This is a genomic window from Ancylomarina sp. 16SWW S1-10-2 (assembly GCF_009669305.1).
Classification (GTDB): Bacteria; Bacteroidota; Bacteroidia; order Bacteroidales; family Marinifilaceae; genus Ancylomarina.
This window is the reverse complement of sequence record NZ_SADB01000008.1, coordinates 77,950-100,507: the sequence shown is the minus strand read 5'-3', so window position 1 is coordinate 100,507 and position 22,558 is coordinate 77,950. Positions and strand designations below refer to the sequence as shown.

Below are 22,558 nucleotides of genomic sequence, written 5' to 3'. Positions count from 1 at the left end.
GTGATTAAGCTTTTGGCTCAATTACTAAAAGAACATCACCTTTAGAAACAGAATCACTTGATTCATATCTGATCTCTTTAACAACACCATCAATTTTACCATTGATGTTATTCATCATCTTCATTGCCTCAAGTACAACAAGTGTATCTCCTGCTTTAACTTCGTCACCAACTTTTACTTTGTACTCAACAACCATACCTGGAAGTGGAGCAACAAGGCTTCCTGTTGTTTCTTCTTCTTTTGCAGAATCTTTTTTCTTACGTCCTTTAAATTGAGGAGCAGAAGAACCGTTAGGATCATTTACTTCTACAGTAAAAGTTTCACCTTCAATAGTAACTTCAATCTCACGACCGTTACCTTTTCCTTTAGAAGTAAGTTCGCCAGAAAGTGCTTTTCTTACAAGCTCATCTGCTTTTGCAACTTCTTCCAAAGTTTTAGGTTTAACATCTGCTGGAATTTCTTCCAAACCATATTTCCATTTCAAGAAACGTTTTCCTGTAACAGGATAAAGTGCACATAAAACTTCGTCATCAATATCTTTTGCAAGATCTCCGAATTCAGTTTTAACAGCATCCATTTCTGGTTCAAGAATAGATCCTGGACGTACAGTAATAGGTTCTTCACCTCTTGCATAACCCTTAAGAGCTTTCTTTTGAAGTTCTGGATTAATTGGATGAGTTGTTTTACCATACAATCCGTAGCAAAGGTCTTTTACCTCTTTAGTAATTTGTGCATATTCTCCTTCGAAAGTATCGAATAATACATTGTTTACTGTTTGTACACCAACAATTTGTGATGTAGGCGTAACCAATGGAATATTACCAAGATCTTTACGAACTTTAGGTAACAAACGGAAAACTTCAGGAAGTTTATCCAATTTATCCATTGCTTTCAACTGATTTACAAGGTTAGAAAGCATTCCACCTGGAGTTTGATGCAATAACACATTGATATCAGTAGTAGCATATTTAGGACTATTGTCTAAGTGCTTATATTTAGGAATAGATTTCTCCATTTCAGCAGCAATAGCAGTAATCTTATTAATATCCATTCCTGAATCACGATTTGTGCCTAATAAAGACATAATCATTGGCTCAACAGCAGGATGAGAAGTACGGTAAGCGTAAGGTCCGATACAAGTATCAACGATATCTACACCAGCTTCTATAGCTTTAAAAATTGCAAGATCACCCATACCTGAAGTAAAGTGAGTATGCAAGTTAATTGGTGTATCAGTAAATTTCTTGATTTCACGTACTAAATTGTAGATATCATAAGGAGCTATCAATCCAGCCATATCCTTAATACAAATTGAATCTACACCAAATTTAATAAGATCTTTCACCTTATTAAGGTAGTAGTCCATGTTATATACATCACCACCTAAACGAGGTTGATTAAGTGTATAACACACAACACCTTGAAGATGTTTTTTGTTATCTTTAATAACTTTAGCTGCAGTTTCGAAGTTTCTGAAGTCATTCAATGCATCAAAACAACGAAAGATATCCATACCATTATCAATTGATCTTTGAACAAAAGATTGAACTACATCATCAGCATAGTTACGGTATCCTACCACATTCTGCCCACGAAGAAGCATTGAAAATGGTGTTTTAGGCATATACTTTTTCAATACTCTTAAACGTTCCCATGGATCTTCACCCAAGAAACGGTGCATTGTATCGAAAGTAGCACCACCCCAAGTTTCAACAGCGTTATATCCTGCGTTGTCAATCATTTCTGCAACAGGCAACATATCTTCTGTACGACCACGTGTAGCAAATAGAGATTGATGTCCATCACGTAAGCTTACATCATTAATTTTAATTGGATTTTTAGCTTTTGGACGATCAGCGTCAAAATTAAGCTGGGTCATTTCTAAAACCCCGTGTTTATCGAATGTCATTTTTTATATTTTTTTTCTAATTAATACTTTTCCTGGCAACCATAAAAATGGAATTACGCACTTCGTAAGTTTCGACCACGAAGCTGAATAATCTTACGTTTAGTCATCATCATTTTAATGCCTGTACGTGACCAAGAACTAGTAGTTGAAACTTCACATTTTAATGCTTCAGCTTTCTCTTGTTCTATGTGGTAAGCAACTGCTACAAGCACTGCTTTTTTAATTTTTTCTTCTCGTGTCATAACTATTGGTATTAATAATTAATTTAAAATTAAATCACTCTTACAATGGAATATTTCCATGTTTTTTAGCTGGTAAAACTTCTGTTTTTGTTTTCATAGCATTAAGTGCATCAACCAATCGTGCACGAGTTTCGCTAGGAAGAATTACGTCGTCAATATGACCACGTTGAGCTGCCAAGTAAGGAACGCTAAAAGCATCTTCGTACTCTTTAATTTTCTCATCAGTTTTAGCTTGCTTATCATCAGCACCAGCAATTTCTTTTTTGTAAGCAGAAATTACTTCTACAGCACCTTTAGCACCCATTACAGCAATTTCTGCAGTTGGCCATGCAAATACCATATCTGCTCCCAAAGGCTTAGCACACATTGCCAAGTAAGCTCCACCATAATCTTTACGTGTTACCACAGTAAATTTAGGCACAGTAGCTTCAGCATAACTCCAAAGTAATTTTGCTCCGTGACGAATAATACCACCTTGCTCTTGTTCAACTCCTGGAAGGTATCCTGGAACATCTACAAAAGTGATTAATGGAATATTAAAAGCATCACAAGTACGTACAAAACGACTAATCTTATCAGATGCATCAATATTTAAACAACCAGCTTGAATGAATGGTTGGTTAGCAACGATACCAACTGAATTATTATCTAATCGACCAAAGCCAACAATTGCATTCTCAGCATAGTGCTCATGAACTTCATAAAATTCACCTTGATCAAGAACTGATTCTATGACAAGCTTCATATCGTAAGGTGTCTTAGGATCGTCAGGAATAATTGTATCTAACTCTTCACAAACACGTTGAGGATCATCTCCCATTTGCATTTGAGGAGCTTCATCAATATTATTACTTGGAAGGTAGCTTAAAAGCTCGCGAATTGCTTCAATTGTTTCTTCATCTGAATCACAAGCAAAATGAGCGTTACCACTTTTAGTGTTGTGAGCCATAGCTCCACCAAGTTCTTCAAAAGTAGTTTCTTCACCAGTTACTGTTTTAATTACATAAGGTGAAGTAATAAACATGTGACTTTGTTTTTTAACCATATACACAAAGTCGGTCATTGCTGGAGAATATACTGCACCACCAGCGCAAGGGCCCATGATAGCAGAAATCTGAGGAATAACACCTGATGCTCTTGAGTTACGCATAAATACGTCACCATATCCTTTTAATGCATCAACACCCTCTTCTACACGAGCTCCTCCAGAATCGTTAAGACCAATAACTGGAGCTCCAGCAGCTACAGCTAAATCCATTATCTTACAGATTTTTGCAGCATGCATTTCACCTAAAGAACCGCCTCTAGTAGTAAAGTCTTGAGAATAAGCAAATACTGTACGTCCATCAACTAGACCATGACCAGTAATTACACCATCAGCTGGAATGTCAGTTGTTTGAAAACCAAAGTTTACACAACGATGCTCCACAAACATATCCAATTCTCTAAAACTTCCCTCATCAAAAAGCAAGTCTAATCTCTCTCGAGCGGAAAGCTTACCTTTGTCGTGTTGTTTAGCAACACGAGCTTCTCCGCCCATTTTTTTAACTTCTTCTCTTTTTTTCTTTAAGAGATCTAACTTTTCAGATACCTTCATTTTTATATTTATTTTCAAGTAATTTGCCTAGAAAACCCAAAAGATTTTCCAATTTACCTCAATTGCTATTCAATTTTAAACCTAGTTTTATAATATCCGTTTACTAGATTAAAGAATTATTTCATTATTAAAGGACGAATATAAATACTTTCGCTATATATAAGAAACTGTTTTAAAACAACACCCAATTAACACAAACGTTCATACGTAAAAAAGCATCAATACAGAACAACACCAAACTATTTACTATCAACACATTAACTCGATTAATTTCATTAAAAAAGAAATCAAAAAGAATATCAACAATTCGTTTTAGATATTGTAAAACATATAAAAGACAAGTTGAAAAATATGAATATCTGTAGAAATTGATTTTAATAACATTTTCTTTCAAGAGAAAATACAGACATAAAACTCTTTTTCTAAAAATTTAATTACAATAATAACTAATAATTAACACACTACCTATTTATTACAAAACACCAATCAAAAATTTTTGACACAAATAAAAATCAATTCTGAATAGCCATTATCTCATAAGGAAGTAGAGAATAAATTAGTGGATTGATTAAAAAAGATTAATTATTTCAGGAAAAAGAAGATTTAGAGCAAATGGGGGAAATTAGAAGGATTACTTAATATCATCACATCGTACATATAAGGATCTTTTTCTTTATTAGAAAACCAATCAAGTCTATAAATAAACTTACTTTCATTCGTTTTTAATGTACCAAGTTTATACAAATTTAATGCTTTGTTATATTGTCTCAAACTTTCATATATTTACCCACCCAACACTTCATAACAGATTAATAACAAAGAATATAAATATCCAGCACATATATAAACGTCTCCTTTCTCTTACCTTTTAATTTAGAGAATACACCTACAAAAAAAGCCATTACATGAATCGAATTCACGTAATGGCTCAATAATTAATAAAACGAATTACCGTTTTTTATTTCTTCAACTTCTTTAATAATATTTCAGCAACTAAAGCTGATGATGCAGGATTTTGACCTGTTATTAAATTTCCGTCCTGAACTGCATAAGCTTCCCAAGTTTTTCCACAACTGTAAATGCCACCATTCTTTTTAAGCATATCTTCTACCAAAAATGGAACAACATTAGTTAACTGAACTGCTTCCTCTTCCTCATTGGTAAATCCAGTAACTTTCTTTCCTTTTACCAAGAACTCACCATTAACGTCTTTCACATGTTTTAGTGCAGCTGGTGCATGACACACAAAAGCAACTGGTTTGTTTGCTGCATAAAAATCTTGAATCAATTTGGCAGATGTTTTATCCTCTGCTAAATCCCATAGTGGTCCGTGACCTCCTGGATAAAATACAGCATCGTAATCTTCAAAATTAATATCGGCTAGTGCAATTGTTTCTTTAATCATTTTCTGCACGGCCTCATCTTTGTTAAAACGCTCCGTATCTTCTGTTGCATTTTGAGGTAAATCCGAAGTTGGATCGATTGGTGCCGCTCCACCTTTTGGTGTGGCAATCGTAATATCAACTCCCTGATCAAGTAATGTATAATAAGGGTTAGCAAATTCCTCAACCCAAAATCCTGTTTTATGACCTGTTTCTCCCATTTGAGAATGTGAGGTCAAAACTATTAGTACTTTTAATGCTCCTGTTGTTATTGACATATCGTTATATTTTTTAAAATATTTATAAATGGATTGTAAGTAAAGATAAGACTATTAATAAGCCATCTCTATAATTTTTGCTACATCTGTTGGACTTAAACTACCTCGTTCACCAATTCCCATCCAACCTCGATCGGTAAAACGTTTGGAAATTAGTTCTGCTGTACCTGTATAATCCTCAGTGTATTCTGAAAGTTTCGTTTTAATTCCTAAAGTATGAAAGAAGGCTTCAGTTGCATCAATGCCAGCAAGTGCTTTCTCTTCAGTACTGCCTTCGCTGATATTAAATACACGTTCGGCAAATTGTGCCAACTTCTCTTTTTTGCTAGCTAGATTGTACTTATAATGACTAGGTGCAATAATAGCTAAGGTACGTGCATGATCGATACCAAAAAGAGCGGTTAACTCATGCCCCATAGCATGTACAGCCCAATCAGAAGGCACTCCCTGAGAAATTAAACCATTTAAAGCCATCGTACAGCTCCACATAAAGTTGGCTCCTGCATTATAATCACTTGGATCCTTCAATATCTTTGGTGACACCTCAATCAAGGTTTGTAGAATACCCTCTGCAAATCGATCTTGCAATAAAGCATCAGTTGGGTAAGTTAAATATTGCTCTAAAACGTGAGTAAAAGCATCAGCCAAACCATTGGCTATTTGTCTCTCTGGAATAGATTTGATCACCTGAGGATCGAGAATAGAAAACTGAGGAAACAAAGCAGGACCACTCATAGCTAACTTTTCCTTGGTTTCTCTTCGGGTTACCACTGCTCCAGAATTCATTTCAGAACCTGTTGCAGGTAAAGTCAAAACAGCAGCAAACGGCATTGCTTTCAACACAGGCTTTCTACTTGTTAGTAAATCCCAAGGTGTTTCTCCTTCGTGGAAAGCAGCAGCTGATAAAAACTTAGTTCCATCAATTACAGATCCTCCTCCAACAGCTAAAAGATAGGTAATTTCATTCGACTTGATAAAATCCAATGCATTCATTAGGATAGAATACTCTGGATTTGAAGGTATTCCAGAAAATTCCAAAACTTCAAAATCTGCTAAAGCCGTTTTAACCTGATCGTAAATGCCATTACTTTTAATACTCCCTCCTCCATAAAGCATCAGAATTTTTGCGTTTGTAGGAATTTCTGTTGCCAACTCTGCAATTTTATTTTGACCAAAAATGATTTTAGTTGGATTTTTATATTCGAAATTATTCATCGTTTCAATTTGCTATTAATTACTAATAAATTCTTACTTCTTATATTTTCACAATCATCTTACCCTTATTCTTGCCTTCAAATAGGTTGATAAAAGCTTGAGGTGTATTTTCAAAACCTTCGACTATGGTTTCGGTAGACTTTAATTTACCTTCTTGCAGCCACTGAGCTAACTTAGGAATAGCTTCACCAAACTTCGCCATATAATTAGCTACTATAAAGCCTTGTTTTAATGCTGAATTCTTAATTAAAATAGAATCTAACCTTGGTCCCATTGGTAAACTTGTTGAATTGTACATTGATATGGCTCCACAAACAATTATTCTTGCAAAGCGATTCAGGTTGAACATGACGCCATCTGAAATTTCACCACCAACATTATCAAAATAAACATCTACTCCATTGGGACACGCTTCAGCAATAGCTTTATTTATATCTCCAGTGGTTTTGTAATTGATACCTGCATCAAAACCATATTCTGATTTTAGGACCTCAACCTTTTCATCGCTACCGGCAATACCAACCACACGACAACCTAATAATTTTGCAATTTGACCAACAACACTACCCACTGCTCCTGCAGCTCCAGAAACAACAACAGTTTCACCAGCTTTAGGCTTACCAATTTCAGTCAAACCTAAATAGGCAGTTAAACCCGTCATTCCTAGTATGCCCAAATAAGTTGATAGAGAAGCCTGAGCAGGGTCGACTTTCATTAACCCCTCACCATTATGAGTCTGATATTCTTTCCATTCTAACATTCCAGAGACAAAATCTCCTTTTTTAAAGCCATCTAAATTCGACTCTACCACTTCAGAAATCATTCCAGAACTCAATGCCTTATTTAATTCAAATGGCGCGATATAAGATTTTCCTTCCATCATTCTACCTCTTAAATAAGGATCAACTGAAATATAAGTTGTCTTTAATAACATTTCGTTATCACCAACCTGAGGCATATCTTCATTTACTAAATTAAAATCAGACAATTGAGGCGTACCTATTGGTCTTGTATTTAAATGTATTGTTTTCATCTTTTTTATTTTATTAATGAATGTTCATTCTTTTATTAATGTAAAAAAGGGTGCAATTACGAAGTTTTCATCATAAACGCCGTAATTCTTCTATTTGATCAGATTCTATGATTTGTGTTTTGAGTTTCGATTTTACTAATTGATGCATCGCACTTGCAATAGATTCAGCTTTAATAGCTCTATATTTCTTGAACTTTCCAACTAAAAACACCGAAGCTATACTTGCCAGCAGTCCTCCTATTGACTCACCAATACGCTTCTCGTCTCTAGAACCTTTTATTAATGATGGTCTAAGAATATAGGTATTAGGAATGTGCTGATTTAAAACAGCTTTTTCCATCTCACCTTTGGTTTTATTGTAGAAAATAGAACTTTCAGCATTGGCGCCAAGAGCTGAAATGACTAGAAAACTATTTACTCCATTTTTCTTAGATAAGGTCGCCGCTGAAACAGGAATACCAAAGTCTATTTGCTTATAAATTTCTTTATCCTTCGTTTTATTTGCTGTTGTCCCAATGCAGCAGAATACCTCATCTCCCAAAAAATCAGATTCAAAAATATCTAGTTTTAAAAGATCTCCAATATACACCTCCAACTTTGGATGTTCTAGTCCCAAAGCTCTACGAGAAAACACTTTAACTCTATCATAAGCCTCATCAGCCAATAAACGATTTAAGAGTAATTTCCCTGTTAAGCCTGTTGCGCCAAGAATTAATGCTGTCTTTCCCATTTCTTCTTTTTTTAGATTTTAATACTATCCCAAGCTGCTTGTAAAGCAATACCTTTTAAATCTTCTGTCAATTCAAAATCTTCTCTTTGCTGTGCAGTCATTAAAAATGCCAAGGGATATATAGCATAAGCGTAAAGAATGTATGGACAAATATTCTTTATAATTCCTTCACTTTTCCCTCGCTCCCATAAATTCAATAAGGGCTCAATATTCTTCAGTCCTTCTAGTCTGCTTTTTTCATCAATCATAGGTGTATTATCACACTGTGAGAGAAAATTAGATTCTTCGGGCAGACTAATTTTATAATCCGCAATATTGTTCCATATAATATCGAATCCCTTTTTAACAGGCATTTCGTCTGAGAAATTTTGAAAAGCATGCTCGCTAAAAGCGCTCTTTACTTCAAGGTACAATTGGTTAACTAAATCCTGTTTATTCTCAAAATAAATATAGATTGTTGCAGGTGACACCTTAGCCAACTTGGCTATTTTAGACATGGGTGCCGCATGAAAACCATTATTATTAATTAGACTAAGAGTTGCTTTTAATAGAGCCTTACGTTTATCTGGACTTTTTACTCGTGTTGCCATATTTTACTTTCTTGTAAGTGATGATACTTGCTTAATTTTCCAGGCTATAGCCAGAAATAGAAACTGAAACGGTAATCTTATTAATGCCGCCTTATGTGATCCAATTGCTGGCGTGTCCGAAATGATATCCCAAACATGTACGGGTAAAAAAAGTAACATGAGTAAAAAAATACCTATAGCTGAAATTCTTGCATATTTTGTAAATAACAAAGCCAAACCTAAGACAACTTCAACAATTCCCGATAAATAGATTATAGTCATTGGGAATGGTAAAAAACTCGGTACAAATGGTAAATAAAAATTAGGCTTTATAAAATGTTGCACCCCTCCCATAATCATAAATAGAGCGAATAATATTCTAACTCCAAACCATATTTTATTGGTAATACTCATATCTTTATATTTAAATTCAATCATTTTTCATCAGTACATAATACACTTTACTGATTTTGTTAGTACAAATATATACAAATATTTTTAATAATGAATGAACGTTCATTTTTATTTCAATATTTATTTTTGACATTATTTCAAGAACTCGTCAATTTATAAACAGATAATCATTATTAATCAACTAATTTTAATAAGAAAGAACATAATAATAGAACATTATTTCCTACTTTGCTACCCCATTTAATAAGCTAGATTTACACAAATTACACCTATGAGATATCTGTCACTATTTATTCTAAACCTTTTGTTTTGTCAATTAAGCTATGGTCAAAACAAAATTGATAGTCTAAAACAGGAACTAAATAAATCGGAAGATCAAAACAAAGCATCCCTATTCCTCCAACTTGCCAAAACGTATTATTATAAAGATACTGACCAACTTATATATTATTCAAAAAAAGCAGATTCTCTAGCTACTATTTACCATATAGATAGCGTCAAAATAAATGCACTAAACTATTTATCTTACGCATCTATTTATTCGGGAAACAAAGAAGACGCCTTAAGTTTCAATAACGAAGCTTTACGCTTGTCTAAATCAAAACATCTGAATAAGGAAATGATATCCTCTCTATATTATAAAGGATTTCGACTTTATGCAATTGGAGAAATAGATAGCTCTATAAATGTTCTCAATAGGTCATACAAAAAAGCTATAGATGCTAATGAATTGAACATTCAGATACAATGTTTAAATACAACTGCAGCTAGCTATACTAATCAAGCTAAGTACAAACTTGCATTAGAAAAATTCATGACTGCCTATCAACTAGCTGATAGCTTAAAACTCGATGATAAACTCATTAATATTTCATTAAATATAGGTAGCACTTTAATGTGTAATGAAGATCTACAGGGAGCTATTGGATATTTTAAAACAGCACTAGCTCGTTCAAATACTTTAAACTATACATTAGCTTACCCAACCGCTCTAAATAATATTGGAGCATGTTATAGCGAGATGGGGCAACATAAAAAAGCAATCGAATATTTTGACAAAGCACTACCGGCATACTTGAAACTGAACAATAAACTCCAACTCTCCTTAGTTTACTCCAATTTAGGGCAGTCACACCATTCTTTAAAACACAATAAACTAGCCTTAAAATATCTACAACACGCCATTGAACTGAACAGAAAATACAATTCAAAAAGGCAACTTATTATGAACTTAATACTTGTTGCTAAACTAGAAATATTAAACAATAATTTTTCAGAAGCGAAAACGTGTTTAGAGGAATCTCAAAGCCTTATAGAAAAACATAATATCAGTTCTAACTTAGTTGATTTATACAAAATATATAGCTTATACTATTCTAAAATTAACAAACTTGAGCTAGCCTTAGATTACAAACAAAAGGAACTAAATTATAGAGATAGCATATTCGATGTAACACGCCAGCATCAAATATCTGAGTTACAAACTAAATTTGAGACCAAACAAAAAATTATTGAGAATGAATCTCTTCGGAAAGACGTTAACTTAAACAAGCTACAAATAGAAAAACAAAATCAGAATAATAATTATCTAATTCTACTATCTTTTGTAGTCTTTATTTTATTTTTGATTCTACTAAATAGATCTAGAATAAAGAAAAAGTCTCATCAGATCATTCAAAATCAAAAATCAGAACTTGAAATTGCTAATAAAACAAAAGACAAATTATTTTCTATTATTGCGCATGATTTAAGATCGCCTTTTAATGCTATAATTGGCCTAAGTAATATTCTACATTCATCATATGATAATCTTAACGACTCAGAACGAAAAGATTTCATTAATGATTTAAATATGGCCTCAAAAAACACATATAGTCTACTTGATAACTTATTAACATGGGCTAGAATTCAACAAGGGAATATTAAAATTCAAATACATGAAGAAAACCTAGCTGAATTAATTAGAGAATGTATACTTCCTCATCAAGCTACGGCAAAACTTAAGAATATTACTATCGAATATTCTGAAACAGAAGAAAAAATAGTATTTATTGATAAATTCTCGATTAAAACAGTTATTCTAAACTTGATTAATAATGCAATTAAATTTTCCCATGAAGGAAGCGTGATCAACCTATCAACAGAGCAAAAAGGTTCTAAAACTATAATTTCGGTTTCGGACCATGGTGTAGGTATGACTCCAGAACAAATAGACCAACTCTTCAAAATAGATAAAGGCCACACGACTATAGGAACTAATAAAGAAAAAGGAACAGGATTAGGTCTCGCTTTATGTTATGAATTTGTACAAAAAAATGAAGGACAGATTTGGGCAGAGAGTAAAGAAGGAACTGGTTCTACATTTAAATTTACAGTAAATACAGTTGTTCATTAATACATCTATTTCATAATCTAACACATAAAAAGACCGAAACTTACGTCTCGGCCTAAAAACTAAATATGATTAAATAAATTATTTAGGATCGTGTGAAAAGGATTTTAAAATTAAGAAACCTATCAAACCAGATAGTACAGATGCAATAAGAACAGCAAGCTTGGCTAAACTCAATACGGAAGGATCTGTAAATGCTAACTGTGATACAAAGAAAGACATCGTAAAACCAATTCCTCCAAGGAATCCAATTCCTAATATTTGTGACCAATACACATCGACTGGTTTTCGTGCAAAACCCAATCGAACACCTGCCCATGCAAAAAGATATATACCTATAGGTTTACCCAAGAAAAGCCCCAATATAATTCCTATGGATATAGGCTCAAGAACCTCTCCAAGCAGCTGATGATCGATAATAACACCAGCATTTGCAAAAGCAAATAAAGGCACTATAAAGTAGATAACGAAAGGGTGTAAGGCATGTTCCAACCTCTGTAAAGGAGAAATTACTTCCTGACAGTTTTCCTTAATTGTTTCTACAGATGACTGAATATGTTTATCCGTTTCAGCTACTGTTGATTCTGTAGGAATCTTACCCATTTGACTCAATAGAGACGTTCCTGATTTTATAAACTCAAACACTTCACAGCTAGCTCGTGCAGGAATAGTTAAAGCTAAAAGAATACCCGCTAATGTAGCATGTACACCCGATTTTAAGAGAACATACCAAAGGATACATCCTAAGAATAAATAAACAGGGATAATCCTTACCTTTAATAAATTCAAACCCCAAAGTAAAGCATATATACCACCGCCATAAATTAGATACATCCAATCGATCTCTGAGGTATAAAAAAGAGCTATTACGATTACAGCGCCAATATCATCGACAATAGCTATTGAGGTTAATAGTAACTTTAAAGAAACAGGTATTCGGTTCCCTAATAGAATTAAAATACCAAGTGCAAATGCAATATCTGTTGCCATAGGCACTCCCCAACCATGTGTACCCGATCCTGTCTGATTAAAATAAACATAAATTAAAGCTGGGACCAACATTCCACCTACGGCAGCGAAAATTGGTAAACTGGCATTTTTTATAGAAGATAGCCCTCCTGTTAGCATTTCCCGCTTAATTTCGAGGCCAACTACAAAAAAGAAGATTGCCATTAAGCCATCGTTAATCCAATGAATTAAAGTTTTGCTTAGTTGCCAATCGCCAAAATGTAGACCAAAATAGTTCTCCCAATAAGCAAGAAAATCTTCTCCCATATAGGAATTAGCAATAACTAATGCTAATACAGTAAATACCATTAGAACAATACCACCAAATGCCTCTAATCTTACGAAATCTGCTAAAGGATCTTTAATACGATCAAATAGTCTTTTCCTTTTAAAAAATTGAATCATTATATACTCTTTAAATGCGAACTAAACTTACATACAGATTGATTCAATTTGTAAATAAATACTTATTTCATCATCTTCTGTATACAACAAAAGAAGAAAGTTACTAATACTTTTTCAAAAGAGCAATCCTGTCTTCCATTCAAAGGTTCAGGTAAAATTAAAGATAACCTTCATATTAATATATCTTAATTTGAATATACCTAACACATAAGATATAATAGAAAGACAGCTAATTCAAAATCATATATGGGAAACCCAGTATTTTATGCATTACAAATTTTTAACACTTATTTAATACACATACAAACCGCTATACTAGTGAGAGTTATCTCGCTGTTAAGATTAGATTATTATACATATGAGCATAAGTAACTATGAAATATGTAATACCCTTTAGTTTTTTATTTACATTTACATGATTAGTAAAAAATATGAAAAACTATAGCATTCAATTAATACTTATAGCTTTACTTTTTGTAGTTGGTCCAACAATCCATAAAATGGTGATGGCACAACAACAAAAGGCTGATATATATATGCCTATTTCTGATGCTGACCAATCATCATTTGAAGACGAAAATGAAGAGTCCGGAAACCAATTAATTTCCACCCTTCCAAATTCAATGAAACTTTTTCACAAACAGATTTCCATCTCAATTAGAGTTTTACTTTTCCCTTTAAGTATAGCAGATACATCCTTTTTACCTCCTCCAATATAAAATTGGAAATTGGGCACACAACTATTTTTCGTAGACCTAATTTTTAAACTTTCTACCTCAATTGGTAAAAGTTAAAATTGGCTCGCAAACTTAAATTCCTGTGCCATACCTGCTAATTGAAATAACAAATCCTTCTTTTTTAGGATTTACTTTATTCTACTATAACAAAGGAAAAAATGAGACCACAATCAACACAGAAGAATCGAAAATCAAAATTGCAGCTTATACACCAATATTATTCGTATACAGGATTTTACAATTTTATTTGGGAAAATATTAAGAAAGCCATTTTACCCTTTATATTAATTGTATTTGGACTCATATTACTGGATCGTTTTATCATCGATTTTAATACATTCTTTGAATATATTACCGAGAATTATTCTGCAATAAGTATTTATTCTCTTTTCTTCGCATCAGAATCAATATTGGGGCTTATTCCTCCAGAAATATTTATTGCATGGGTTAAAACCTTAGATCATTCATTCATTAACCTTTCTCTACTTGCCCTACTTTCCTATTTAGGAGGTTGCGTTTCCTATTTCATAGGTAAAAGTATTCTTAACATTCCGAAAGTGAATCTTTACATGGAGACTAAAATGGCTAAACACATTGCGAATATTCGTAAATGGGGTGGATTTTTAATTATTGTAGGCGCTCTATTACCCATTCCATTCTCAATGGTTAGTATTGCCTCGGGTATTATCAGTTTTAGCTTTAAAAAGTACCTAATGTACGGCTTATTCAGATTTTTACGTTTTTATTTATATGCCTTAGCCATCTTTTCCTTAATGAGCTAAAAGAAAAAAATTCCAGCTAAATACTGGAATTTTCTTGTTAAACTATTTATCTAATTTAAATTGCTGATTACAAGCTTCAACTTCTTCTGAATTTCAATTGAGATTTCGCCTAAGGAGTCATTCTCCACTTTAGCCATAGATGCAATTGGATCAACTGCCGAAACTTCTATGTCACCATTATCGTGTTCTTCAACAATAACATTACATGGAAGAAAAACACCTATTTTATCTTCTTGTTGTAAAGCTTTGTATGCATAATGAGGATTACAAGCTCCTAATATGACATATTTCTTAAAGTCAACGTCTATTTTCTTTTTAAGAGTTGCTTTTATATCTATTTGATTTAGTATTCCAAAGCCCTCCTTTTTCAATTCAACAGTAATCTGATCAATAGCTTCATCGAAGTTTTTAGTTTTCAAAACCTTATTAAAATAATAGCTCATAACTTGAATCTTAAATTTTTATTAACTCGAATACCTTCAAAGCTAAACCTAATAGCCTCTTGATATTATATCTCTAACCAATTTACGAATTATATGCCACAAAAAAAGGCCTCTGATTTTTTTATCAGAGACCTGTGAAATTTAAATATTTCAATCTATTTTTTCACAAACGTAACAGTTGCAAAAGCAGTTGGTAATTCGGTACCATCACCAAGAGGTGAATCAACAAACAAGGATATTAATCCCTGTGGATCAGTCGTAGAATTAGCTGAAGCAAAACTTAAGCCACTGTCGGTACCCGCATCGTAAACAACAGCAGTCATTGTACTGTCTACGAAATTATTACCATCATATAAATCAACATTAAGAGCTCCAACATACCAGTCAGGACTTGGAATCAGCTTAGAAACCAATGTAATTGCTGAATTGGTCGCATCAACTTCTACTTCAACAGAAATTTCACCAGTTCCACTATCCAATCCACTTCCAAGAACAAAATCCAAACCTTCTCCATCTGTAATTTTAGTTTCCAACTCAGTCTGTAAGGTGTCTATACTAGCTGTTTCAGTCATTTCTTTAATTCCTTCAGTTGCTGTTGTTCCAACTTTAAAAAAACTATTCGAGCTTGAATGACTCCACCCTATCAGTGGAGAAAAAGATGCATTTGAAGGATAATCAGTTGGAAAATCGGAACTATTCCAATGCATCGTAAATGTCACAGTATAAGTTGCATTACTCTCAATTCCCATCTCAATAGGCCCGTCACTTTCTGAACAGCTTACAATTAAAAAAGCAAGCATTATGTATAAAATAAATTTCAATTTTTTCATAAGTCAATTATATATTTTTGGAATAAGCTAGTAGGAACAAAATTAGATTTTTTTTTGAGTTCAAAGAACTTGCATCACTTTTTTTAAATAATAAACAGAATTAACGCTTTTGACTGTAACTAGAATATTCGAATAATTATTAAAAAAACACTACTTATAAGCATGACTAACACCTCACTAAAGGACTAATTTACTACCAGTTACAGTAATCAAACTCATCATCAGCCATTACAGATTGTCCACTCACAACAACATAACACAACCTATTTGCAAAAGATTATACATACCCATATACCATTTTCTGTATATTTTGGTTCTGGCACATTAAATTACAAAACAGTTATTATGAATTATTCACTTCGAATTTAATTTCCTTTGAGACACATCATAATTTAAGACGATGAAAAAAATATGCTTCCTTTTTCATTTTATGCTCTATTCATTAGAAAGAAGGTAAAACTACCTCTATAACATATTTAAAATACAAAATCATATTGAACTATCAATCTACAAGTTAAAGCCTATAATTATTTAAAGAATTAAGTTTAAATATTTTTTAACAGAAAATAACATATATCTAGTCACCCTTTTATCAAAATTGACTGTCTTACCTTTAGAATTTTAAATGAATACTTAGGTTAATTAATTTAGAAAGTAATAATGAAGAAGAAAGAGATTGCCGGATTAATAAAGTTTAAAGGCAAACGTGAGAGTGCAACACATGGTTTACGTGTAATAACTAAAAGAATAATAACTGTTGGATTTTTTTTAATTTTTATTGTACCATTAAACAAACAAGTATTAGCAGATAAAGAAATTAAACCGGGCAAGAAACAGGCAACCTTAATTCTTTCTGATGGAAGAAAAATACTCCTCGGTACAAGTAGAGATACAATTATAAATATAGAAGCATCCAATGTACGTATCAAAATAGATTCTACGGGAGTCAATTATATTTTTGATAATAAAAGAACGACTAATCTTTCGAAAACTAAATCTGTAAAAAAAACACATTAAATCTATCTAAGCTTTAATATAGAAGCTTCTCGATTTAAATACAAAATTAAAGGGTACCTACAAGGCACCCTTTATTTAAATATAAAGTTTCAATCTATTATATTTTAGTCTCTTTCAGAGATTATTCTTTGCGAATTCTTCGACAGCCTGTTCTAGATACTTTCCCGCATTTTTAATCGAGTCATCCACATTCTTTGCATATACTGATGTCTCAGCGATATAATCGCTATTAATGGCTTGTTTTTCCTTTTCTGTTAGATCTACCACCGCACAAAATAAGGCTAATTTTTGCATATCAATAGAATCTATAATACCACGAATAACTTTGCCAGAAAAAGTTTGCTTATCCAACTTGCCTTCGCCCGTTATAATCCAATCAGCATCTTTAATATGCGTATTAAAATTAGCTTCCTTTTTTATCAAATCTATTCCGGAACTCAACATTGCTTTTAAAAATAACATAGCTCCTCCACCAAGTCCTCCTGCTGCTCCTGCACCACTAATTTCATGCAAATCAATATCGTATTGCGCCTTCACAACTTCATTAAAATTCTGGAGTCCTGCGTCTAATTCCAGAACCATTTCAGAGCTAGCCCCTTTTTGCGGACTATAAATGTAGGCGGCTCCTCGTTCTCCAAACAAAGGGTTATCAACATCACAAGCAACTTCAAATTTCACCTCTTTAAGTCGTGGATGAACCGTTGATTTATCGATAGAGTGAAGCTGAATTAAATCTTCACCCAGACCTTTCAATTCTTCTTTATACTGATTGAAAAAACGATAACCTAAAGCTCTTGCCATACCCAAACCAGCATCATTAGTTGCACTTCCTCCAATTCCTAAAATAATATGCTCCACTCCTCTTTCCAAAGCGTCTTTAATAAGTTCACCCGTACCATAAGTACTGGTCAGCATAGGATTTGCTTCATTCATTTTCAGCAAACGAATTCCCGAAGCTTCAGCCATTTCGATATAGGCCGTTTTCTTACTTTTGGAATACAAATAGCTAGCCTTAATTTTTCGATGTAAAGGATCATGAACCTCTAGAGATATCATTTCTCCATCTAGGTAATAGTTTAGAACTTCAATAGTTCCGTCACCAGCATCAGCCAAGGGTAAGTTTATAATTTCAACATTAGAGCTGTACTTTCTAAGACCTCTTTCAACGGTTTCACAAAATTCCATCCCTGTTAAAGAACCCTTGAACTTATCTGGAGCAATAATTATTTTCATGTTATTTACTTTATGAATAAATATTCAGGATTGAATTTAAACAAATTATACCTAAACACTAATCCTAATGCTAATTTTACATTTATATAGAGCTATTTTAGAACGAGACATCACATACTAAAAAAAGCCACCCTGAAGGTGGCTTTTTTAGACCATTAATTTTAACCTCTTAGAGTATGTTTTTAATTTTTATTCAAACAAATCCGACCAAAGAAGATGAAATAAAAACGTGCGAAATAATTCACAAAATATCTCTAATATGATTTTACCAACTTTACTAACTAAAGTTCTTATATATAAGACACCTAAAAATAGGAAAAGGGTGAATGTAACTTATTTATTTTTTAATAAATCTCTTAAATACAGCTATAATAGCATATAAAAGCCTTCCAAAATTAATTGGAAGACTATTTATTCTTTTTTTAAGATGAGTTCGAAATCAACTACTCAACTTCATGATAAAAGTCTTCTTTCTCACCAACTATATGAAGTGAAATTTTGCCATTCTCTCGACTAATTTCGTCTTAGACAGTTAGATAATCTAACCACCTCATAACTAATATCAAATTGAGATTCAATCATTAGGACCACAACAAGTAGGACAAACACGTTTAAATGATCTAAACTGTTTTAATTCTACCCCAGTAGCCATAAAATCATCTTTGATTGGTTCTTCTCTCATTAAGTCTGTACTTAAATATTTCTTGTTATCATCAGCAAAAACCGTAACTACAACTGAGTCTGGACCTAACTCTTCCTGAATTTTTAAAGCACCCAAGAAGTTAGCTCCTGAAGAAATTCCAACGCCTAAGCCTAGAATTGAAGATAATTTCTGAGCCATTATTATAGCATCTCCATCGTCAACACTCACAATTTCATCTAACTCATCAAGCTTAACTATTGATGGAATAAACTCATCGGAAATACCTTGAATTCTATGTTTACCAACCTTGTGTCCTGTCGACATAGTTGGAGAATTAGAGGGCTCTAGAGGATGGACCTTAATTTTAGGGTTCTGCTCTTTTAGATACTTACCAACTCCCATTACAGTACCGCCAGTACCAACCCCAGCGACAAAAGCATCAGGAGTTAAACTTATATATTTCAATTGCCACCATAATTCAGGTGCAGTTGTGTTATAATGCGCTTCACAGTTATCATTATTTGAAAACTGCAGTGGAAGAAATGTATTCTCATTCTCGGAAGCCAATTTATCAGCCATATCGATACTACCTAAAAAACCGCCTTCTTCTTTACTTACCAATCGAATATCAGCGCCATAACTTTTCATTAGGTTAATACGTTCTTGGCTCATCCAATTAGGCATATAAATGGTTACTGGATGTCCCATCGCTCTACCTATTCCAGAAAAAGCAATACCAGTATTTCCACTAGTCGCTTCAATTATTCGGTCACCTTCTTTTAATGTACCCAACTTATAGGCTTTCCGAATAATATGAAAGGCCATACGGTCTTTAATACTACCTGTCATATTCAAATATTCCGCTTTCGCGTAAATTGTTCTCGTTGTTCCTTTATACTCAAATTCAATTGCTAATAATGGCGTGTTTCCAACTAGAGACGATAATCCATTAATTCTTTTGCAAGGGTTGTTTTTTTCCATATTCTTATAATAGGGGTTTGAAATTCATAATAATATTTAATTTAAGATATTAATATCCTAATCTATTTATAAGACCCTTAATTATCGAAAATGGGTGAATCAAATGTTAAAAAAAATGATATTTATTCCTTCCTATGCATTAAAACCCACAAAACTAATCTATAAAAAAAACACCTAACCTTATCATTAAATGAATCGTCTTGATATAGCATTTCATAATACATGATTAAAGCAAAAAAGCCACCCCGAAGGATGGCTTAAATCTCATAAAGAGAAACTATTTTTTACTTGTTTGGGTAGTTCAAATCAAACTCATCATCACCCATTACACACTGTCCACTCGCATCGGAACACGATTGAAAATCGAAAGTACCTTCAATTTTTAATGGTAGACTTTTCACTTTAATTTGCTGACGCATTTCAGCAGTATTCTCAAAATAACTAACATCGCCTTCCCAAATTTTATCATAGTGCTTCTGAGCATTAACAGGCTTTACTTCTCCAATACGCTCATAAGATGCGTGATCTTCAAAATCAAATGAAATTAAAATTGGTCCCAAGTCTGCATCAAAATCATTTGAATACAGATGCCATGACTTATCAATCTTTGCTTTAAAAACAACATCAATTACATCACCAACTTTAATTTCTTGTTTCGACAACTCCACTTTCCATTTGGCTGGGGTTAGAATTTGCCCGAATGATAAGCTACTTACCATCAATAATAGAGTAACAACTAATGTGAATTTTCTGTTCATATCTTTAATTTTTATCTAGGTTTCACGATTTTAAAAAAATCATTAATGCTCTTTTATATCCTTAAGACCCTTTATTTAGCAAATAGGGTGAATAAATCAATATTAAAGAATGTTAATTGTTTTATGAAATATTGACAATAAAGATATACCATTCATAAAGAAGGCTTTACATTATTTATAATAATACCCATAATTGATTCACCCGTCATTTAAACTCGTCTTAAATTTACTTGCAGATATATTATTCGAATTAATGTTTAGAAAATAGAACAAACTATATACCACATATTTAAAACATTCCTAATACAGATCTTCGTGATATCGTGATTCTTCTTTTAGATGTTCAAGATAAAATAAAGCTTCTGACACACTCATCTTTCCTTCATCTTGTAACAATTCAATCAAGTTTTGTTTCACATCTTTGCCCAGAGCAATTGATCCACAAATATAAAAATGAGCTCCTTTCTCTATCCAATTAAAAACTAATTGGCCATTCTCTTTCAGCCTGTTTTGCACATAAATTTTATCTTCCTGATCTCGAGAAAAAGCTAAATCCAAACGTGTTAATACACCCTCGCTTTTAAAGCGTTCAATTTCATTTTGATAGAGGTAGTCACACTTTCTTTCTTTTTCTCCAAAAAACAACCAATTTTCGCCAGTTGCACCAACAGCTTCGCGTTCTTTTAAGAAAGACATATAGGGAGCAATTCCTGTTCCGGCACCTATCATGATTATAGGCACATCTACAGGAGCTAAACGAAATTCATCATTGGGAATAATTTGAATTTTCAACTCTGAACCAGCTTGTAAACCTTTGTTTATGTATGATGAACATGCTCCAATCCGATCTCTGTCAAAGGCTGAATAATTAAATTGTTTTACAGTTAAATGAACCTCATTAGGAGTTGATTTAATACTTGACGATATGGAATATTCTCGACGCTGAACCTTTGTCAAAACTTGACTTAAACTAGTCGCATCAATGGCATAAGGATAATCACAAATCATATCATAAACATCTGCTTGCTTTAAATAAGCATGTAACTTTTCTTCATCTTCTAATAGCCGTTTCAAATTTTCATCAGTACTAACTAACTGATAAGCTCTAAGAACATCTTCACTGAGTTTTGTGAGTTCTAATTTCACAGCTAATAATTCTTCTATACTTTTTTTCTTATTCTTATAAACGACAATAGTATCAGGTGAATAGTTAAGTTTAATCATGATTTTCACAACCAATGAGTAGGGGTTCTTAGCCTTAACTGATACAGAATCGCCAGCTTGATATGTAAAATCGGGATGATCAGTTTGAAGAATCAAATGATGAATTTCACAACTCGATTTATCACCCGTAATTCGATACTTATCTTTAACTTTTACGGTAAAAGTAGGTCCTACAGAGTTAGCGCCAAACTTTAAGGCTAGTACATCACCATTTTTTCTACTTTGAAATTTATTGATCAAGTTTGAAGCCCACGTTTCGGCCTTAGAATTAAATGCTAAATCACAGGTAACGAGATCAGTATATGGCTTAGCTCCCAAAGCTTTTAGCTTCATATCAATATCTTTTCCTGCTTGGCAAAAATTCTGGTAACTAGAATCGCCAAGAGCACATACTGAATAGTTTAAATTAGGCAGCTTAGATACTTCCGATCCGAAAAGGTATTTATAAAATTGCTGAGCCGGTCCAGGAGGATCACCTTCCCCTCGCGTACTAACAACAATGAAAAGATATTTCTCGTTCTCTAAATTATTTACGTCATATTCTGACATATTATAGACCGAGGGCTGTAATTCGTGAGTTTGAAATTGCAGTCTCATTTGTTCAGCAATAAAAGCTGAATTCCCAGTTTTACCCCCATAAAGTATCGTAATGGGAGACGAAAGTCCTTTTATGTTTGATAGTGAAAAAGACTGAGGTTTATGCTTTAATATATATGAAGTCATTTCTAATAATCTT

The 22,558-nt window shown here is 33.0% G+C and carries 20 protein-coding genes; 4 read left to right on the top strand and 16 right to left on the bottom strand.

The genetic code is table 11. The features are described from left to right. Positions 1–4: 4 nt before the first annotated feature. The 9 genes from EMN46_RS08425 to EMN46_RS08385 form a co-directional block, all read right to left on the bottom strand. A complete protein-coding gene (locus EMN46_RS08425) occupies positions 5–1,909 on the bottom strand; it encodes a pyruvate carboxylase subunit B (protein ID WP_154200364.1) in 1,905 nt (634 codons plus the stop codon). 53 nt (positions 1,910–1,962) lie between these two features. Next, a complete protein-coding gene (locus tag EMN46_RS08420) occupies positions 1,963–2,151 on the bottom strand; it encodes a hypothetical protein (protein WP_154200363.1) in 189 nt (62 codons plus the stop codon). Positions 2,152–2,191: 40 nt separating this feature from the next. After that, entirely contained in the window at positions 2,192–3,748 is a 1,557-nt protein-coding gene (locus EMN46_RS08415) for an acyl-CoA carboxylase subunit beta (protein ID WP_154200362.1), read from the bottom strand. Between the two features lie 958 nt (positions 3,749–4,706). Then, positions 4,707–5,408, bottom strand: a complete 702-nt coding sequence (locus EMN46_RS08410; protein WP_154200361.1) for a type 1 glutamine amidotransferase domain-containing protein — start codon at positions 5,406–5,408, stop codon at positions 4,707–4,709. 54 nt (positions 5,409–5,462) lie between these two features. Further along, positions 5,463–6,623, bottom strand: a complete 1,161-nt coding sequence (locus EMN46_RS08405; protein ID WP_154200360.1) for an iron-containing alcohol dehydrogenase — start codon at positions 6,621–6,623, stop codon at positions 5,463–5,465. 40 nt (positions 6,624–6,663) lie between these two features. Further along, a complete protein-coding gene (locus EMN46_RS08400; protein WP_154200359.1) occupies positions 6,664–7,656 on the bottom strand; it encodes an NADP-dependent oxidoreductase in 993 nt (330 codons plus the stop codon). A gap of 70 nt (positions 7,657–7,726) precedes the next feature. Continuing rightward, a complete protein-coding gene (locus EMN46_RS08395) occupies positions 7,727–8,386 on the bottom strand; it encodes an NAD(P)H-binding protein (protein ID WP_154200358.1) in 660 nt (219 codons plus the stop codon). 11 nt (positions 8,387–8,397) lie between these two features. Continuing rightward, positions 8,398–8,976, bottom strand: a complete 579-nt coding sequence (locus tag EMN46_RS08390) for a TetR/AcrR family transcriptional regulator (protein ID WP_154200357.1) — start codon at positions 8,974–8,976, stop codon at positions 8,398–8,400. Between the two features lie 3 nt (positions 8,977–8,979). Further along, complete coding sequence (locus EMN46_RS08385) at positions 8,980–9,369, bottom strand: DoxX family membrane protein (RefSeq protein ID WP_154200356.1); 390 nt, start codon at positions 9,367–9,369, stop codon at positions 8,980–8,982. 271 nt (positions 9,370–9,640) lie between these two features. Here EMN46_RS08385 and EMN46_RS08380 point away from each other — a divergent pair, with 271 nt between their 5' ends. After that, on the top strand, positions 9,641–11,764 hold the full coding sequence (locus EMN46_RS08380; protein WP_154200355.1) for a tetratricopeptide repeat-containing sensor histidine kinase: 2,124 nt from the start codon (positions 9,641–9,643) through the stop codon (positions 11,762–11,764). Between the two features lie 78 nt (positions 11,765–11,842). Here EMN46_RS08380 and nhaA read toward each other — a convergent pair whose 3' ends face one another. After that, on the bottom strand, positions 11,843–13,174 hold the full coding sequence (gene nhaA / locus EMN46_RS08375; RefSeq protein ID WP_154200354.1) for a Na+/H+ antiporter NhaA: 1,332 nt from the start codon (positions 13,172–13,174) through the stop codon (positions 11,843–11,845). Positions 13,175–13,605: 431 nt separating this feature from the next. Between nhaA and EMN46_RS08370 the strand changes: the two genes are divergently transcribed. Together EMN46_RS08370 and EMN46_RS08365 are read left to right on the top strand one after the other, a co-directional pair. Next, on the top strand, positions 13,606–13,893 hold the full coding sequence (locus EMN46_RS08370) for a hypothetical protein (protein ID WP_154200353.1): 288 nt from the start codon (positions 13,606–13,608) through the stop codon (positions 13,891–13,893). A gap of 176 nt (positions 13,894–14,069) precedes the next feature. Further along, positions 14,070–14,693 (top strand): YqaA family protein, encoded by a 624-nt coding sequence (locus EMN46_RS08365; protein WP_154200352.1) that lies wholly within the window; start codon positions 14,070–14,072, stop codon positions 14,691–14,693. 50 nt (positions 14,694–14,743) lie between these two features. Here the strand turns inward: EMN46_RS08365 and EMN46_RS08360 are convergent, their stop codons facing one another. After that, entirely contained in the window at positions 14,744–15,136 is a 393-nt protein-coding gene (locus EMN46_RS08360; protein WP_154200351.1) for a DUF302 domain-containing protein, read from the bottom strand. 155 nt (positions 15,137–15,291) lie between these two features. After that, the gene (locus EMN46_RS08355; protein ID WP_154200350.1) at positions 15,292–15,966 is read right to left on the bottom strand and encodes a spondin domain-containing protein; all 675 of its coding nucleotides are present in this window, start codon (positions 15,964–15,966) and stop codon (positions 15,292–15,294) included. Between the two features lie 660 nt (positions 15,967–16,626). On the opposite strand from EMN46_RS08355, the gene EMN46_RS08350 reads away from it, so the two are divergent. Further along, the gene (locus EMN46_RS08350; protein ID WP_154200349.1) at positions 16,627–16,983 is read left to right on the top strand and encodes a hypothetical protein; all 357 of its coding nucleotides are present in this window, start codon (positions 16,627–16,629) and stop codon (positions 16,981–16,983) included. Positions 16,984–17,097: 114 nt separating this feature from the next. Here EMN46_RS08350 and EMN46_RS08345 read toward each other — a convergent pair whose 3' ends face one another. From EMN46_RS08345 to EMN46_RS08330, 4 genes are all read right to left on the bottom strand, one after another. After that, positions 17,098–18,216, bottom strand: coding sequence for a glycerate kinase (locus tag EMN46_RS08345; RefSeq protein WP_154200348.1), 1,119 nt, complete (start codon positions 18,214–18,216; stop codon positions 17,098–17,100). 574 nt (positions 18,217–18,790) lie between these two features. Beyond that, complete coding sequence (locus EMN46_RS08340) at positions 18,791–19,840, bottom strand: PLP-dependent cysteine synthase family protein (protein ID WP_154200347.1); 1,050 nt, start codon at positions 19,838–19,840, stop codon at positions 18,791–18,793. A gap of 284 nt (positions 19,841–20,124) precedes the next feature. Further along, positions 20,125–20,598: a protein-disulfide reductase DsbD domain-containing protein gene (locus EMN46_RS08335; protein ID WP_154200346.1), complete on the bottom strand. Its 474-nt coding sequence runs from the start codon at positions 20,596–20,598 to the stop codon at positions 20,125–20,127. A 300-nt stretch (positions 20,599–20,898) separates the two neighbouring features. Further along, on the bottom strand, positions 20,899–22,545 hold the full coding sequence (locus tag EMN46_RS08330) for a sulfite reductase flavoprotein subunit alpha (protein WP_154200345.1): 1,647 nt from the start codon (positions 22,543–22,545) through the stop codon (positions 20,899–20,901). Positions 22,546–22,558 lie beyond the last annotated feature (13 nt).